At 70.5% G+C, this 14883-nt stretch carries 13 protein-coding genes and 3 pseudogenes; 6 read left to right on the top strand and 10 right to left on the bottom strand.

The features are described 5' to 3' along the window. Positions 1-52 precede the first annotated feature (52 nt). From OG764_RS06915 to OG764_RS06905, 3 genes are all read right to left on the bottom strand, one after another. Positions 53-949, bottom strand: coding sequence for a F510_1955 family glycosylhydrolase (locus OG764_RS06915; protein ID WP_328967506.1), 897 nt, complete (start codon positions 947-949; stop codon positions 53-55). Positions 950-1038: 89 nt separating this feature from the next. Next, positions 1039-1665 carry a DUF305 domain-containing protein gene (locus OG764_RS06910; protein WP_328967505.1) on the bottom strand — a complete coding sequence of 209 codons (627 nt, stop codon included), beginning with the start codon at positions 1663-1665 and terminating at the stop codon, positions 1039-1041. Between the two features lie 110 nt (positions 1666-1775). Further along, positions 1776-2219, bottom strand: a complete 444-nt coding sequence (locus tag OG764_RS06905) for a DUF6153 family protein (protein ID WP_328967504.1) — start codon at positions 2217-2219, stop codon at positions 1776-1778. Between the two features lie 144 nt (positions 2220-2363). Between OG764_RS06905 and OG764_RS06900 the strand changes: the two genes are divergently transcribed. Beyond that, the gene (locus OG764_RS06900; RefSeq protein ID WP_328967503.1) at positions 2364-3827 is read left to right on the top strand and encodes an MFS transporter; all 1464 of its coding nucleotides are present in this window, start codon (positions 2364-2366) and stop codon (positions 3825-3827) included. Between the two features lie 144 nt (positions 3828-3971). Here OG764_RS06900 and OG764_RS06895 read toward each other — a convergent pair whose 3' ends face one another. From OG764_RS06895 to OG764_RS06875, 5 genes are all read right to left on the bottom strand, one after another. Next, positions 3972-5273, bottom strand: coding sequence for an MFS transporter (locus tag OG764_RS06895; protein ID WP_328967502.1), 1302 nt, complete (start codon positions 5271-5273; stop codon positions 3972-3974). Next, positions 5270-6406, bottom strand: a complete 1137-nt coding sequence (locus tag OG764_RS06890) for a PLP-dependent cysteine synthase family protein (RefSeq protein WP_328967501.1) — start codon at positions 6404-6406, stop codon at positions 5270-5272. Before OG764_RS06890 ends, OG764_RS06895 begins: the two co-directional genes overlap by 4 nt. A gap of 747 nt (positions 6407-7153) precedes the next feature. Then, on the bottom strand, positions 7154-7594 hold the full coding sequence (locus OG764_RS06885; protein WP_328967500.1) for a hypothetical protein: 441 nt from the start codon (positions 7592-7594) through the stop codon (positions 7154-7156). Positions 7595-7700: 106 nt separating this feature from the next. Beyond that, on the bottom strand, positions 7701-8222 hold the full coding sequence (locus OG764_RS06880) for a hypothetical protein (protein ID WP_328967499.1): 522 nt from the start codon (positions 8220-8222) through the stop codon (positions 7701-7703). Further along, on the bottom strand, positions 8222-8440 hold the full coding sequence (locus OG764_RS06875) for a hypothetical protein (protein ID WP_328967498.1): 219 nt from the start codon (positions 8438-8440) through the stop codon (positions 8222-8224). The genes OG764_RS06880 and OG764_RS06875 overlap by 1 nt, the downstream gene beginning before the upstream one ends. Positions 8441-8559: 119 nt before the next feature. Between OG764_RS06875 and OG764_RS06870 the strand changes: the two genes are divergently transcribed. The 5 genes and pseudogenes from OG764_RS06870 to OG764_RS06850 all read left to right on the top strand — a co-directional run bounded on the left by OG764_RS06870 (position 8560) and on the right by OG764_RS06850 (position 11601). After that, positions 8560-9135, top strand: coding sequence for a TetR/AcrR family transcriptional regulator (locus OG764_RS06870; protein WP_328967497.1), 576 nt, complete (start codon positions 8560-8562; stop codon positions 9133-9135). A gap of 483 nt (positions 9136-9618) precedes the next feature. After that, positions 9619-10202 (top strand): annotated as a pseudogene (locus OG764_RS06865) (sulfite exporter TauE/SafE family protein); the annotation flags it as partial. Between the two features lie 39 nt (positions 10203-10241). After that, entirely contained in the window at positions 10242-10688 is a 447-nt protein-coding gene (locus OG764_RS06860) for a cupredoxin domain-containing protein (protein WP_328972902.1), read from the top strand. Continuing rightward, positions 10685-10924: pseudogene (locus tag OG764_RS41695) on the top strand (cation transporter); the annotation flags it as partial. The gene OG764_RS06860 and the pseudogene OG764_RS41695, both read left to right, overlap by 4 nt. Before the next feature lie 128 nt (positions 10925-11052). Further along, complete coding sequence (locus OG764_RS06850; protein ID WP_443055861.1) at positions 11053-11601, top strand: DUF4396 domain-containing protein; 549 nt, start codon at positions 11053-11055, stop codon at positions 11599-11601. Between the two features lie 39 nt (positions 11602-11640). Here OG764_RS06850 and OG764_RS06845 read toward each other — a convergent pair. Then, positions 11641-11901: pseudogene (locus OG764_RS06845) on the bottom strand (TSUP family transporter); the annotation flags it as partial. Positions 11902-11979: 78 nt separating this feature from the next. Then, a complete protein-coding gene (locus OG764_RS06840; RefSeq protein WP_328967494.1) occupies positions 11980-14790 on the bottom strand; it encodes a heavy metal translocating P-type ATPase in 2811 nt (936 codons plus the stop codon). Positions 14791-14883 lie beyond the last annotated feature (93 nt).

Genomic DNA, 14883 nt, shown 5'->3' with positions numbered 1-14883 from the left:
GGCCCTGCGGGGTTCACTCCGATAGGTGATCTTGAAGCTGGCTCCGGAGATGTCAGTGCCCTGTGTTCGTCTGGCCCGGCCGGTGCACGACGGTCCATGTCCGGCCGCCGTCCTTGGACTCGTAGACAGCGTCGTTGGTGTCGGCGGCCAGCAGGTGAGTGGGGCTTGCCGCGGTCAGTACGGCGGGCTGCGCGCCCTGGGGGAGGCGACCGCGTTCGGTCCAGGACGTGCCGTCGCCGCCGGCCAGGACCTTGCCGTCGGCGGCGAGGGCGATCAGCTGGTCGGGGGCGGGCCGCTCCACCGCGGCCAGGGCTGGTGCGCCGGGGACCGGCTCGAAGGTCGCGCCGCCGTCGGTGCTGTGCAGCAGCCCGTCGCGGGTGGCCGCCCACACCTCCTGCGGCGCCCCCGGGTGGGCGGCGAGATCGCCGCTCGGGATCTTCGCGCGCCGCTCCCAGGTGGCGCCGGCGTCCTTGCTGGCCCAGATCTGCGAGGTCTGGCTGTCGAGGCCGTAGACGTTTTCACCGGCCTGCAGGAGCGAGTGGAAGTCTGCCTCGCCTCCGGCGGAGACGGTGGTCCAGGTCTGTCCGGCATCGGTGCTGCGGATCAGGCCCAGATGCGGTGAGGTCGCCGTCGGGTCGGTGGGTGAGGGGTGGCCACTGCCGAGGAAGGTGCGTGGGCCGGTGACGGTGAAGCCCATCGTGTCCTGGTAGCGGTCGGCGATCCGTACGGCGCCGGTGGGGCCGAGTCGGAAGACGCCGAGGTGCCCGGCCGCGTAGAGGCTGCCGTCGGCGGGGTCCACGCCGAGACCGTGGAGGTGCCCCGTTCCGGGGTCGGGGGCGCCGGCCTGGGTCGCGGCGGGCTGGGGGTCGGTGGCCGAGCAGGCGGTCAGCAGCAGGGCGCCGGCCGCCGCGCCGGCCGCGAGGGCGGGTATGCGGAAACGGATGGTCATGTGTGAGGTCCAGAACGCTTGAGAGGAGGCTGGTCGGCGGGGGTGCGGGCAGCCGTTGCCGGCTGCCCGCACCGAGGTGCTGATGCGGGTCAGCTCTTGCCGAGAAGGGTGTTCATCTGGGCGATCTCCGCGCTCTGGGAGGTGATGATCGCTCCGGCCATGTCCTTGGCGGGCTGGTACTTCCCGTCGGACTGTTCGGTCTTGGCCATGGCGACAGCGCCCTCGTGGTGCTTGACCATCATTGTCAGGAAGGCGGTGTCGAACGACTTGCCGGAGGAGGAGTCCAGCTGCTTCATCTCCTCGGCCGACATCATCCCGGACATGTCGTGCCCGCCGTGGCCCCCGCCCTCGGCCGGGACCTGCTCGCCCCAAGAGGTCAGCCAGCCGGAGAGGGTCTTGATCTCCGGGTCCTGGGCCTTCTTGATCTCGCCGGCGAGCTTCTTCACCTCGGCGGACTCGGCGCGGGTCGCGGCGAGATCGGCCATCTCGATGGCCTGACGGTGGTGGGGGATCATCCCCTGGGCGAACGCGACGTCCGCCGCGTTGTGGTCGCCCTGCTGCGCCGGCGCGGAGGCGGACGGCGAGGCGGCGTTGTGGCCGTTGTGCGCCGCGCCGTTGTCGTCGCCGTTGCCGCCGCAGGCGGCAAGGACGAGGGCGGCGGTGGCGGCCGCGGCCACTGCGGTGGCGCGGCGGATCAGGGAACGCTTGGTGATCATGGTGGTGCAACTCCTGCTGTGAGGCACGCGCGTATGCGGGCGTGCGAAGGTCGGGCGAGGCTGAGAGGCGAGGTCACCGGCCGCGTGAGGCCGGGCATGCCGGGGCCGCCCTATATGCGCAGGAGTTGCAGTTCGCTCAGTGACGGTGGCGCCCGCCCGCAGGCGGTGGCGTCGGGGACGATCCCGCGCGCGAGGACCGCCTCGGAGTCGGTACTGCCGAGCAGGACGGCGGGCGCGGGCAGGGCCGGTGCGCCGGCCGTGCCGGTGGCCGCGCACGTTGCATCGGCGTGTTCGGCATGCCCGCCGCGTCCACCGTCGACCGGATCACCGGCGTGAACGCAGCCGTCGTGGCACGGGGCATCGGAGGCGATCGCCTCGTCGTGGCCTGCGGCCGACGCGTGGTGGGCACTGGCCGCCGCGTGGGCTTCCGCCGGGACGGACGCGCCCGGCCCCAGGCCATGCATGGCCACCAGCCCCGCGAGTACGGCGAGGACGAGGAGCAGGTACGAGCGCAGCCCGAAGGGCTTCATCGCTCGCTTCACCTGGACGTCCATGTCCGCATCGTAAGCGGCCTCGTCCGCGGGTGGCGAGGCGAGGGCGGCTACCTCCCGTTGAGGAATACCCCTAGGGGGTATAACGTTCGGGCAGTCGAAGTCATACCCCCATGGGGTATCCACGTCTGTCTTTGGGGAGCGGTCATGTCAACCCTCAATCCGCGTCGCTGGTGGGCCCTCGGGGTGCTCGCCGCCGCACAGTTCATGGTGATCATGGACACGTCGATCATCGGCGTGGCGCTGCCTGAGATGCAGCGCGACCTGGGGTTCTCCCAGGGTGACCTGCAGTGGGTGTTCAACGCGTACGTCATTGCCTTCGGCGGACTCCTCCTTCTGGGCGGTCGTCTCTCCGATCTTCTGGGGGCCCGGCGGGTCTTCGTGACCGGCTGGGGAGTGCTGATCGCCGGTTCCGTCGTGGCGGCGGCCGCGACCACGGCGTGGGTCGAGGTCGCCGGACGCGCGGTACAGGGTGTCGGCGGCGCTCTCATCGCACCGGCCTCGATGACCCTGCTGATGATGCTCTTCGGTAACAACCCCAAGGAACTGGGCAAGGCCCTGGCCCTGTACGGCGCGGCGGCCCCGGCCGGCGGCACGGCAGGCGTGTTCCTGGGCGGGGTGTTCACCGAGTGGGCCAGCTGGCCCTGGGTGTTCGTCATCTACGTCCCCATCGGCATCGCCACCCTGCTCGCCACCGGCGTGCTGCCGGCCGTTGCAGCCCGCCGCGGCGGTGGAGTGGACGTCCTGGGAGCAGCGGCCGTCACCGCGGGCCTCGCGCTCACCGTCTTCGCCGTGGTCCGCGCGCCGGAGACGGGCTGGGGCGCCCCTTGGACGCTGGTCGAGTTGATCGCCGGCCTGGCCCTGCTGGCGGTGTTCGTCCTGATCCAGCGTTCGGTGAAGTCGCCGCTCATGCCGCTCGGCATCTGGCGCACCCCCGGCCTCGGCGTCTCCAACCTCGCGATGGCGCTGCTCGGGGCGGCCTGGATCCCGATGTGGTACTTCCTCAACCTCTATCTCCAGCAGGTGCTCGGCTACGGCGCCTTCGCCTCCGGAGCGGCGCTGCTGCCCATGACGGGCCTGCTGATGCTCCTCATGACCACGGTCACCGCGCGCCTGCTCGGCCGCTTCGGCCCCAAGCCGCTGATCACGGGCGGCCTGCTGGTCCTGGCCGCCGGTCTCGTCTGGCTGTCGGCGGCCCGTCCGACCGGCACCTTTCTCATCGACGTCCTGCCCGCCTCCCTCGTGGCCGCGTTCGGCATGGCTCTGGCCTACATCCCGACCCTCATGTCGGCCATGGCCGGCGCCCCGCAGGAACAGGCCGGCCTCGCCTCCGGCATCGTCAACACCACCTACCAGGTCGGGTCCGCCCTCGGCCTCGCCGCCCTGACCGCACTCGCCACCTCGCAGGGTGCAGGAGCACTGGGTGACCTGCCCGCCCTGACCGACGGGTTCAGTGCCGCCTTCCTCGCCGCCGCGGGCATCGCAGCCGCCGGCGCCCTGGCCACCCTGACGCTGATGCGGGGCAAGCCAGGTGCGGCCGGGGTGGCGGTGGAGCCTGTCGTGGGGACGGAGGGCGCCGAGCGAACCGGCCAGCTGCTCGACAAGAACTGACTGGGTGCGGACGGTGCGGCCGGCGATGCTCCGCCGACCGCACCGCAACCTGTACGCCTGTGCGACGTGGCCTACGTCAGCATGCGAGACGCGGCGGGGGGCGGCTGTGGCCGTCGACACCCTGTCCGTACGTCCCGGAGCCGGTCAGGCGGCCACAGCCTGACATCCCCCTTCGGCTGGGGCAGGTGACAGTCGACCCGTACGGTGCAGCGCGTAGAGCGCCGCCGCGCAGGCCAGGCCGAGCAGCCCCAACGCCGCCCACGGGAGTGCCGGCACTCCGGCATTGCGTGCGGCGTCCAGTGCAACGCCGGTGAGCAGGTTGCCCACCGTGATGCCGATTCCGCAGATGGTGTTGTACAGGCCGTAGTGCGTGGCCACGAGTCGGTTACCCGCGAGGCGGACGATGGTGTCCATCTCGAACGGGTAGGCGATCATCGTGCCGAGTGCCAGCAGCAGGGCGGAGAGCGCCGGTGGCAGCCCGGCCAGGACCCACAGGCCCGCCCCGCCGTCCGGTACCGGCACGGCCGAGGCAAGGAGCAGCGGGACGAACGCCGTCCCCATCACCAGCAGTCCCCAGGTGAGCGCCCGGCCCGGTTCCATGCGGGCCTTGCACCAGGCGGTGACCTTGGTCTGGAGGGCGATCGTGCTCAGCCCGGAGACCGCGAAGAGGACCGCCACCGCGGCCGTCCCGAACTGTCCTTCACCTCCCAGGCGCCTGACCTCCAGCGGCAGGGACAGGTAGACCTGGAAGGACATGACGTACGAGCCGACCATGGCGAGCGAGAACAGCAGGAACGGACGGTTGGCGAAGATCCCGTGCCACTGCCGCAGGACACCTTCGTGGACCCCGTCGGAGGCGTCCGTGTGATCGGGGCGCCGGGTCGGCAGGGCCCTGATCTGGATGATGCTCAGGATCGCGAAGATCCCGGCGGCCACCAGGCAGGTGACGCTGAAATCGACGCCGGTCAGGATCATGCCGACCAGCGGGCCGAGCAGGATGCCCGCCTGGTAGAAGACGTTGAACAGGGCGAACGCCTCCACGCGGCGCTCGCCCGCGTCGGCGGCCAGGTAGGCGCGCGACGCCGGGTTGAAGAGTGCGCCGGCCAGGCCGGTCGCAGCGGATGCGGCCAGGAGGGCTGCGACGGACTCCACCAGCCCGAGGGTCGCGAAGCCGGCGGTGCGGAGCACGAGCCCGGCGATGATCATGGGCTTGTAGCCGAGGCGGTCGGCCAGTGTGCCGCCGATGAGGAACATGCCCTGCTGGCTGAAGTTGCGTACGCCGAGGATCAGTCCGACCAGCCATCCGGCCAGGCCGAGCGGCCCGGCCAGGTAGGTGGCCAGGTAGGGCATCAGCATGTAGAAGCCGAGGTTGATGGTGAACTGGTTGACCATCAACAGCTGAACGCTGCCGTCGTACGAGCGGACTTGAGCGATCGTGTTCTTCACCGGGCCTGCTCCCGCGGGTGCGACGCCTGCTTCACGTCGGCCTCGTTCTCACGGCCCCCGCCGAGGGTGAGCGGGTCGACGACGGCGTTACACCGGGTCCAGCGGGTGACCTCCTTCTCGTCCAGTCGGCCGATAAGGTCCGGTTCCGGCGCCGGCGGGGAGTCGAGCAGGCCGTGGGCGGCGCAGTAGCCGTCGTCGTAGACGGTGCCGAGGTACCGCTGGGGGCCGTCGGGGAAGACCGCCGCGATGCGCGCCCCCTTCGGGAGCGAGCGGGCCAGCCAGCCCGCGACCAGTGCGACTGCTCCGACGCTCCATCCGCCGGTGGCGTAGTGGGAGCCGGCCAGCTGACGGCAGGTCCACACGGCTTCGGCTGGGGAGACCCAGTGCACCTCGCTGAAGTGGTCGTAGGCGACGTTGCGGGGGTAGATGCTCGACCCCAGCCCGCGCATCAACCTCGGCCGGGCCTGCTGCCCGAAGATCGTTGAGCCGATGGTGTCCACCCCCACCAGCGTCAGTTCGGGGTAGAGCTGCCGCAGTACGCGCGAGATCCCCGCGGAGTGGCCGCCGGTGCCGACGCTGCACACCAGTACGTCGATGTGGCGCAGCTCGGTGGCCAGTTCGAGGGCGAGCGGGGTGTAGGCGGCGGTGTTGTCCGGGTTGTTGTACTGGTCAGGGCACCAGGAGTCCGTGTGCTGCGCCATGAGTTGCTGCACCCGGTCGCGGCGGGCCTGCTGCCAGCCGCCCGCGGGGTACGGCTCGGAGACCATGTCGACCTGGGCGCCGTACGCCGTCAGCAGCCGGGTCATGGACGGCTCCAGGCCCGGGTCGGTGACCAGGGAGACCGGGTGCCCGTAGACCATGCCGGCCAGGGCGAGACCGAGGCCCAGGGTTCCACTGGTGGACTCGATGATCCGCGCGCCCGGCTTCAGGTCGCCGCGGGCACGGGCCCGTTCGACCATGTGCAGGCCGGGGCGGTCCTTGATGCCGCCGGGGTTAAAGCCTTCCAGCTTCGCCCAGAAGCCCCGGCCCGCCGGTGCGAGCGGTTCGGAGATGCGCAGGAGCGGGGTGTTGCCCACCAGTTCCGACAGGGCCAAGCGGCCGGTGGACGACGTGTCGGTGGTCGAAGAATGCATGGCTGTGCCTTCGTTCGTTCGGTGATGGCGTCGGCTACTCGTTCGTGTGGCATGCCGTGACCGGCCGGGCATCAGCAGGACAGGGCCCGGCCCGGAGAGCGGCATGCGGCAGCCGCGTGCGGCTGCGGGACGAGCGGCCTAAATCCGCCACCGGCAAACGTCGGCGAGCATGGAACGGCCGGTGCGCGCTATGGATGATCTACTGGAGCCGAAGGCGGCCGAGGCCACCTGCTCCACAGGCAGCACCCTGAGCTCCGACGAAGCAAGGGCTGCCGGCCCATCGGCCGGACGCTGGACCTCGTTCGCAGAGGCCCACGTGGTCAGGCAGGGCGAGGCGCACGCAGCGCCGTGGTCGTGCTGCGGGCGGTCCGGGTGCTCCTGTTCACCGGAGGGCTCCGTGTGCCCGTCCGGCGCCGCCGGTGCGGACAAGGAGAGGTGTCGGTGGCCGTCGTTGGACAGGTACGACGAACAGTGCACGGCGGCAAGGAGCAGCACGCTCAGCGCGCAGGAGAGCAGAACTGCCGGCCACCCGGCGGGTCGAGCGCGGCGGGGGCGGGCGGAGCACAGGTCCTCCGAGCGGCAGTCACTTCCTCGGCCGCGAGGGTGGGAAGCGACATGGGCGGGTGCGCGCACAGGTGGCAGGAATTCGAGGCCAGAAGCCGAGGCGCATTGAACATAACGCCGTGTAGTGGGTAAATCTGTGAATTCCGCAGGGCGCGCGTGGGTGTCGTCGGAAAGCTCCGACGTCTACACCTGAAGGACGACCTGTGATCTGACGTGGTCAGAGGAAGCGGCAGCGGGTTGCCTCAACTGCTCGGTGGGCCGCGCACGCCAGACGCTCGGAGAAGTCTGCCGTTCGTACAGCGCCGCGGCGAGATCGGGCTTGTCTGCCGTGCCTGACGGTGCACTCGAGCGGCGCGCACCCTCGACCGCCGAGTGGCTTTCGCCCTCGGGGCAGCCCTCGGCAGATGCCTCTATCTGGCCTTCCGCGTTCGCCAAGGTGGCGGAGGCGACCTGTACGGCCGCCGTTTCGCTGCCGTGCTCCGGCAAAGAGCAGCACACGCCGATCAGGCTGAGCAGCAGCAAGGCCAGCCCGGCAGTGACCAGTCGGCCCACCTGCGAGGTGGTCGACTGGCCGCCGGAACGCGACCGAGCTGTAATCACCCCGTGATCATAGTCAGCGTCCACCGGGTCCTGGGCGCCCCTTCGTGGAAGAGCGTGTGATCCAACTGCGCCTGTGTGCAAGGGCTGTAGGAAGCCACGAGGACCTGAGCTGAGGGCATGTGCGGATCGTTCAGGGCGCGGCGGTGACGCTTCCAGTCCTGACGGGCCGCTGCTGTCCGCGGCGCGTCACGCCCTTGGGCTTGAACACCGACAGCACCATCGCAGCCGCCAGGGCCAGCAGCGCAAGAACCGAGTGGAGCAGCGGCGACGGATTGCGCACCGCCTCAGCCGGGGCGTCGGACGCCGCCACCTGCGCCATCGCCTCGAAGGTCCGCATGTACATGAGCAGCACCCCGGTGCAGACCACCGTGATGGCGAGCTTGAACAGCACCCAATAGTGCCGCAACAGCCCCCATGGCGTTATCCACGACTGCACCAACCCTGTGACCAGCGAGGCAAAAGCCAGCGGTACCAGCGTGAACCAGGCCACCGGCTCCATGACCTGGTACACCCCGCGCGCGACGTTGGCGTCGGAACTGCTGACTCCCACCACGGCCAGGGCGAGGAAGCAGAAGACCGCGCCCAGCCAGCCGACGCTCGCGCCGACATGCGCGACCAGGGCTGTCTTCCGTACCAGCGCCGAGGCGGCCATCAACGCTTGACCTCCGCCATTGCGCTACCGGCGTCGACGAAGGCGGTGGCCACGGCGCCCGTCCCGGCCCCCTGCATGTGTCGGCTGGGGCTGTGCTCGCCACCGATCAGCAGCATCACCACGATCAGCAGCGCCACGGCGATGCCGACGATGCCGCAGATCTTCACCCAGCGCGGCATGCCCGGGCCGCTTCCCCTGCTGTCGGCTGTCCCGCCCATGACGTTTCCTCCTCGGCTCCACCGCCCCAGACATGGACGGCCGCATTCCTATTTTAGGAGACATCGTGTCTCTGTAGTGAGCGGAGTGTATCGAGGGCGTCGCTTCGTATACTGGGCGGATGCCGAAGCTGTGGAGCGAGACGATCGAGACACACCGTCGCGAGGTGCGCGAAGCGATCCTCGACGCCACTGCTGCCCTCGTCGCCGAACACGGACTGAGGGCGGTGACGATGTCCCGGATCGCCGAGCGGGCAGGCATCGGGAGGGCGACGCTCTACAAGTACTTCTCCGACGTCGAGGCGATCCTCGGTGCCTGGCACGAACGCCAGGTCGGTCACCACCTCCACGAGCTCACTGCGGTGCGGGACGAAGCGGCGGACCCGGCTGCGCGGCTGAAGGCCGTACTGACGGCATACGCGTTCATGACCTCCTCCCGCGCCGGTCACGACGCCGACATCGCGGCCTACCTCCACCACGGCCCGCACGTCGCCCACGCCCACGAGCATCTTCACGGCCTGATCCGCGACCTGATCGCCGAGGCGGCGGCCGGCAGGGACCTGCGCGCCGACACCGACCCGGGGGAGCTCGCCACCTACTGCCTGCACGCCCTCTCCGCAGCTGGCAGCCTGCCCTCCGAAGCGGCCGTCCACCGACTCGTCCAGCTCACCCTGGCGGGCCTGCGCAACCCCGGCTGAGAGCGGCGGATAGCATCCCGTTCCATGGCCGGGCAGAGCGTGCACCCTACGGCCCGGTCCTGGGCCGCGCTGCTCATGCTGCTCGCGCTCATCTGGTGCACGACGGGTCTGTCCCACCCCGTAATGACCGAGGGCGAATCCATGCCCGCCATGCCTGCGATGGCTGGCATGGCCGCAGCTCAGGGTCCGGAGGCACCTGCCCGAGGCGCCGTCCCTCCAGGACCGCCCGCCGGCGTCGGGCGTCTCGCTGACGGGAGGCCTTGAGCCGGCCCCGTGCGACTCCTTGCCGTCGGGCGTATCCGGCGCGGTACGTGCGCCTCCCCTCCCTGCTGCTCGCGGGGGACCTGACCTCGACCACCTGTGCGTGAGCCGGACCTGATCGTGCCACGCTCCACCGGGCCCAGCCCGCTGGAGCACTGACGCCCGTTCAGTCCGGCACGCCGTCATGCGCGCGTGCCTCTCCTCCCATGGAGTTGTTCACGCATGTCCTCCACTCTCAGCCTGCTGCTCAGCGGCGCCGGCACGGGTTTGCTGGCCGGCGGCGCCTCCTGCGCCGCCGTTCAAGGCGGCCTGCTCGCTGGCGCCGTATCCTGCCGCACCCCGACCAGCCCCGCCTCACCCCGGCAAACCGCCGAACCACTCGCCCCGGTGGGCGCCTTCCTCGTCGGCAAGCTGCTCTCCCACACCGCCCTCGGCCTCCTGCTGGGAATCTTCGGATCAGCGCTCCAGCCAAGCCCCCGTACCCGGGCGGTCCTGCTGATCGCGGCAGGGGTGCTGATGGTGTGCTTCGCCCTGGATCTCCTGGGCATCAAGGCGGTGTCGCGTCTGGTGCCCCGTCCGCCGGCATCCTTCGGGCGGCTCGTACGAGGCCGTACCAAGTCGTCCTCGCGCCTGCGGCGCTCGGCTTCGCCACCGTGCTCATCCCGTGCGGAGTAACGCTGTCCGTCGAACTGATTGCGGTCACGACCGGCTCAGCGGTGGCGGGCGCGGCCGTCATGGCTGGCTTCGTCATCGGCACCGCCCCACTGTTCACGCTCATCGGATACGTCTTCCGCCGCGCCAGCCGGGACATCTCCGGCTACCTGGCCGGCGTCACCGGAATCGTCGTGGCGGCCATCGCCGTCTGGACCATCCCCTCGGGACTGCAGGCAGGTGGCTGGCTCGCCACCGCCACCCCCACATCCACCACCGGCAGCGCCCCGGCCGCAGTGCCCGCCTCATCCCAGGCCGCTCCCGAAACAGGCGAGCCGCAGGCCCCTGTCACTCTCGACGCCTCCGGCAAGCAGACCATCGTCCTGACCGTCACCGACTTCTACGTCCCCACCGCCTTCACCGCAAAGGCGCACGTGCCCACCACTCTCGTCCTCCGAGGCGCCGACGCCGGAGGCTGCGCCCGCGCCTTCACCATCCCCGAACTCGGCATCGAGGAGATCGTCAAGAAGAACGGCGACACCCGCATCGACCTCGGAGCCCGCAAGCCCGGCAAGCTCCTCTTCTCCTGCGCCATGGGCATGCAGGGCGGCGCCATCGACTTCCAGGGAGGCCGGGCATGAGCTGGCTGCGCCGCCGCAAAAGCACCCAGGCCGGCCATGAGGCTGCCGGCCCCGGCACGGTCCTCCTCCGTATCGAGGGCATGCACTGCTCCAGCTGCGTACTCCTCATCGACGAAGAGCTCGAGGAGCTTCCCGGCGTGCGCTCCGCCCGCACGTCCCTGCGGGGCGCCCGCACGGTGGTCCAGCTCGACGACCCGGGTGCCGCGCACACGGGCGAGCTGATCGCAGCCGTGGAGCGGGCCGGCTACCGAGCCATCCCGATTGACTGGAGAAGGCCTCTCGCCATATACCCCCAGGGGGTATATGGTCTCAGGTGTGGGGCCACGGGGCCCAAACCGGACGAGGCGAGGAAGAGGCGAGAGAAATGGACCACTCCGCTCACCACACGGAAGCGTCCGCACACGAGCACGCAAGCCACGCGGGCCACGTGCCCGACGCCGGACATGCGCACCACGCCGAGCACGTCCACGCCGACGGAGGGACGACTTGGTCGATGGCCGCGAAGGCGACCCTCCACTGCCTGACCGGCTGCGCCATCGGCGAGATCCTCGGCATGGTCATCGGTACCGCCCTCGCCTGGGGCAACGCCCCGACCATGGTCCTGGCGATCGCGCTCGCCTTCTTCTTCGGCTACTCCTTCACCCTCTACGCCGTCCGCAAGGCCGGCCTCGGCTGGAAGGCGGCGATCAAGGTCGCCCTGGCTGCCGACACCGTCTCCATCGCAGTCATGGAGGCCGTCGACAACGGCATCATCGCCCTCATCCCGGACGCGATGGACGCCCACCTGAGCGAAGGCCTCTTCTGGTACGCGCTCCTCGGCGGCTTCGTGATCGCCTTCCTGATCACCACCCCGGTCAACAAGTGGATGATCGGCCGCGGCAAGGGCCACGCCGTAGTCCACGCCTACCACTGACACGATCTGCCGTACGCGGGCCCTCGCCCGAGCCCCGGCTCAGGCGAGAGCCTGCACTGCGTAAAGGCCGCCCACCCCCGCGGCGAGACCGCCCAGCAGCAGTCGTAGCGCGGTCTCGGGAAGCCGTGGCTGCAGGTGCGCTCCCACGTAGCCGCCGACCAGCCCGCCGAGGCCACAGGCCAGACCCAGCAGCCAGTACGGAGCTATGGCGCCCATGCCCGTGAGCGACAGGAGCGCGTACGTGCAAGCTCCGGCGACGGACGTGACGAACGTCGAGGCCAACGCCGCAGGTGCGACCCAGGGCGAGCCGGTTCCTCGCCGGTCGCCGTTGGCACGGGCGGCTGGGGCACAACGCCTTCATCATGTAGCCGAGGGTGGTCATCCTCCGGGCTTCGGGGTCGAGGCGCCGCTGGCCGTTGAAACATCCGGTGGGGCCTGGTCGGCGTCGAACGCGGCAGCGCAGTGGGCGGAGCAGAAGTAGTAGGTGCCCGTGCTGGTCGTCCTGTGTTCCGCAGCGTGGGCCGGATCCAGGTGCATGCCGCACACGGGGTCCACGACCTCGTGGGCCGACCGGCCCGAGTCCGGATGCCGGTGCTGCCTGCCGCCGGGTGCCTGACGGGGCGCGGATTCCGAAGGGCCCTCGGCTACCTGGTGGTCGGCCGGGGTTTCGACGCGGGGCTGGGTGCGGGCCGGAGGGGTGTGCGGGAGCGGGGTGGTGTGCCAGCGGCGCAGGCGGGAGGAGTTGGTGACGACGGACAGGGAGGACAGTGCCATGGCCGCGGCGGCGATGATCGGGCTGAGCCGGATGCCCCACAGGGGGTAGAGAAGGCCGGCGGCGAGGGGGATGCCGACGGCGTTGTAGATCAGGGCGAAGAACAGGTTCTGCCGGATGTTGCGCATGGTGGCGCGGGACAGGCGGATCGCGGTGACGACTCCGGTGAGCGAGCCGGAGATGAGGGTGATGTCGGCGGCTTCGATGGCGACGTCGGTGCCCGTTCCGATCGCGAGGCCGACGTCGGCGGCGGCCAGCGCTGGGGCGTCGTTGATGCCGTCGCCGACCATGCCGACGGTGCGACCTTCGTCCTGCAGGCGGCGGATCTCGTCGGACTTGTGCTCGGGCAGCACCTCGGCGAGCACGCGGGTGATGCCGACCTGGGAGGCGATCGCGGCGGCCGTGCGGGCGTTGTCGCCGGTGAGCATGACTACCTCGATGCCGAGGTGTTGCAGGGCGGCGATGGCGCCTGCGGAGTCGTCCTTCACGGTGTCGGCGATAGCGAGGACCCCGGCGGGGCGGCCGTCGATCCCGGCGAGGACCGGTGTCTTGCCTTCGGCGGAGAACCGAGTGAGGTGCGGGGCGAGTGTGGTGGTGTCGATGCCGGCGTCCGCCAAGAGCAGCCCAGTTCCGATGAGGACGGTGCGACCGTCGACTTCGGCCCGAACGCCTTTGCCGGTGACGGAGTCGAAGCCGGTCGCGGCCGGCCAGGTCAGCCCGCGCTCGCGGGCTCCGGTGACGACGGCCTGGGCCAGGGGGTGTTCGCTCACTTCCTCAGCAGCGGCCACCAGTCGCAGCAGCTCGTTCTCGTTGAAGCCGTTTGCGGTGTGGATGTCGGTGAGGACCGGTCGGCCTTCGGTGACGGTGCCGGTCTTGTCGAGTACGACCGTGTCGAGCTTGTGGGCGGTCTCCAGGGCTTCGGCGGAGCGGATGAGGATGCCTGCCTGGGCGCCCTTGCCGGTGCCCACCATTACGGACAGCGGGGTGGCGAGCCCGAGAGCGCAGGGGCAGGCGATGATCAGTACGGCAACCGCGGAGACCAGGGCCAGGGTAAGGGCCGGGGCCGGGCCGACGGTGTACCAGATGGCGAACGTGGCGATCGCGATGGCGATGACGGCGGGCACGAAATAGGCCGAGACCGCATCGGCAAGGCGCTGGATGGGAGCCTTGGATGCCTGCGCGGCCTGGACGAGGCGGATGATTTGGGCGAGCATCGTGTCCGCACCGACCTTGGCCGCCCGTACGCGCAAGGATCCGGTGCCGTTGACTGTGGCGCCGATGACGGTGTCTCCGGACCGTTTGGTCACCGGAATGGGCTCGCCGGTCACCATAGACTCGTCCACGGCGGAGGAGCCGGACAGGACCTCGGCGTCGACGGGGATCTTCTCGCCCGGCCGGATGACGACCACGTCACCGACCGCTACGTCCTCGACCGGGATCTCGGTCTCTTCGCCGTCCCGTACGACGCGGGCGGTGCGAGCCTGCAGGCCCAGCAGGGCGCGGATGGCCTCACCGGTGCCGGCCTTCGCGCGGGCCTCCAGGAGCCGACCGAGCAGGATCAGCGTCAGGATCACGCCGACCGCTTCGAAGTAGACCTCGCGCACGTGCTCAGGCAGGAGGGCGGGCGCGGCGGTGACCAGGAGGCTGTAGCCGTAGGCGGCACTCGTACCGAGGGTGATCAGGGAATTCATGTCGGCGGCACGGTGGCGCAGGGTCAGCCAGCCGGTCACGTGGATCGGCCAGCCGGTGTAGAACATCACCGGGGTGATCAGTGTCAGCTGCACCCAGTGGTTCAGCATCCACCCCGGCACCCAGTCGGCCCCGAACAGCTCGTGCGCCATCACTGCGAACAGCACCGGCGCGGTCAGCACCGCCCCGACGGCGACTCGGCGGGTCAGATCCTTGATCTCCGCCCGGCGCTCGGCGACATCCGCCGCCTCCGCCTCGGCCGCCGACCGCTCCACTGCGGTCGGCGGGCCGCTGTCGCGCGCGGTGGCGGTGCTGTGGCCGGTCGAAGGCAGCGACGCGGATTCGGGCTGCCCGTCCGGCTCGACGAGCAGCGTGCCTTGGATCATGTTCATGCCGCAGGCGAAGCCGAACGTCCCGGGCCGGTCCGGTATCAGGCGCACGGTAGTACGCGTGTGGGCGGGCAGCCCGGCGCTGACCTTCAGATCCGGGAAGACAACCCGGGAGGTGCACTCCCCGGATTCCTGCCGGTCGAAGACAATCTCCAGCGGCGTACCCTGGCGGACCTTGATCAGATTCGGGCTATAGCCGCCCCGGACGGTCACGTCCACCCGCTGCAGCCCGCCCTCCAGCCGGGCGGCCCCGGCGCGGCGCGGGCCGAAGAAGTACCAGCCCAGACCGCCGATCAACACAACGGCGGCCACGACGACGGTGACATCGACGGCGCCCATGGGCCCTCGCCTCCCTGCTCGGCATCGTCCCTTCCAGCATGCGCCCACCCCATGCGGCGGTGCGCAGGGACCACCCGGCACCAGCAAGGGACC

The sequence above is a fragment of the Streptomyces sp. NBC_00239 genome (genome assembly GCF_036194065.1).
Lineage (GTDB): Bacteria > Actinomycetota > Actinomycetes > Streptomycetales > Streptomycetaceae > Streptomyces.
The sequence above is the reverse complement of the archived record's forward strand: the minus strand, read 5'-3'. Positions and strand labels throughout refer to the sequence as shown.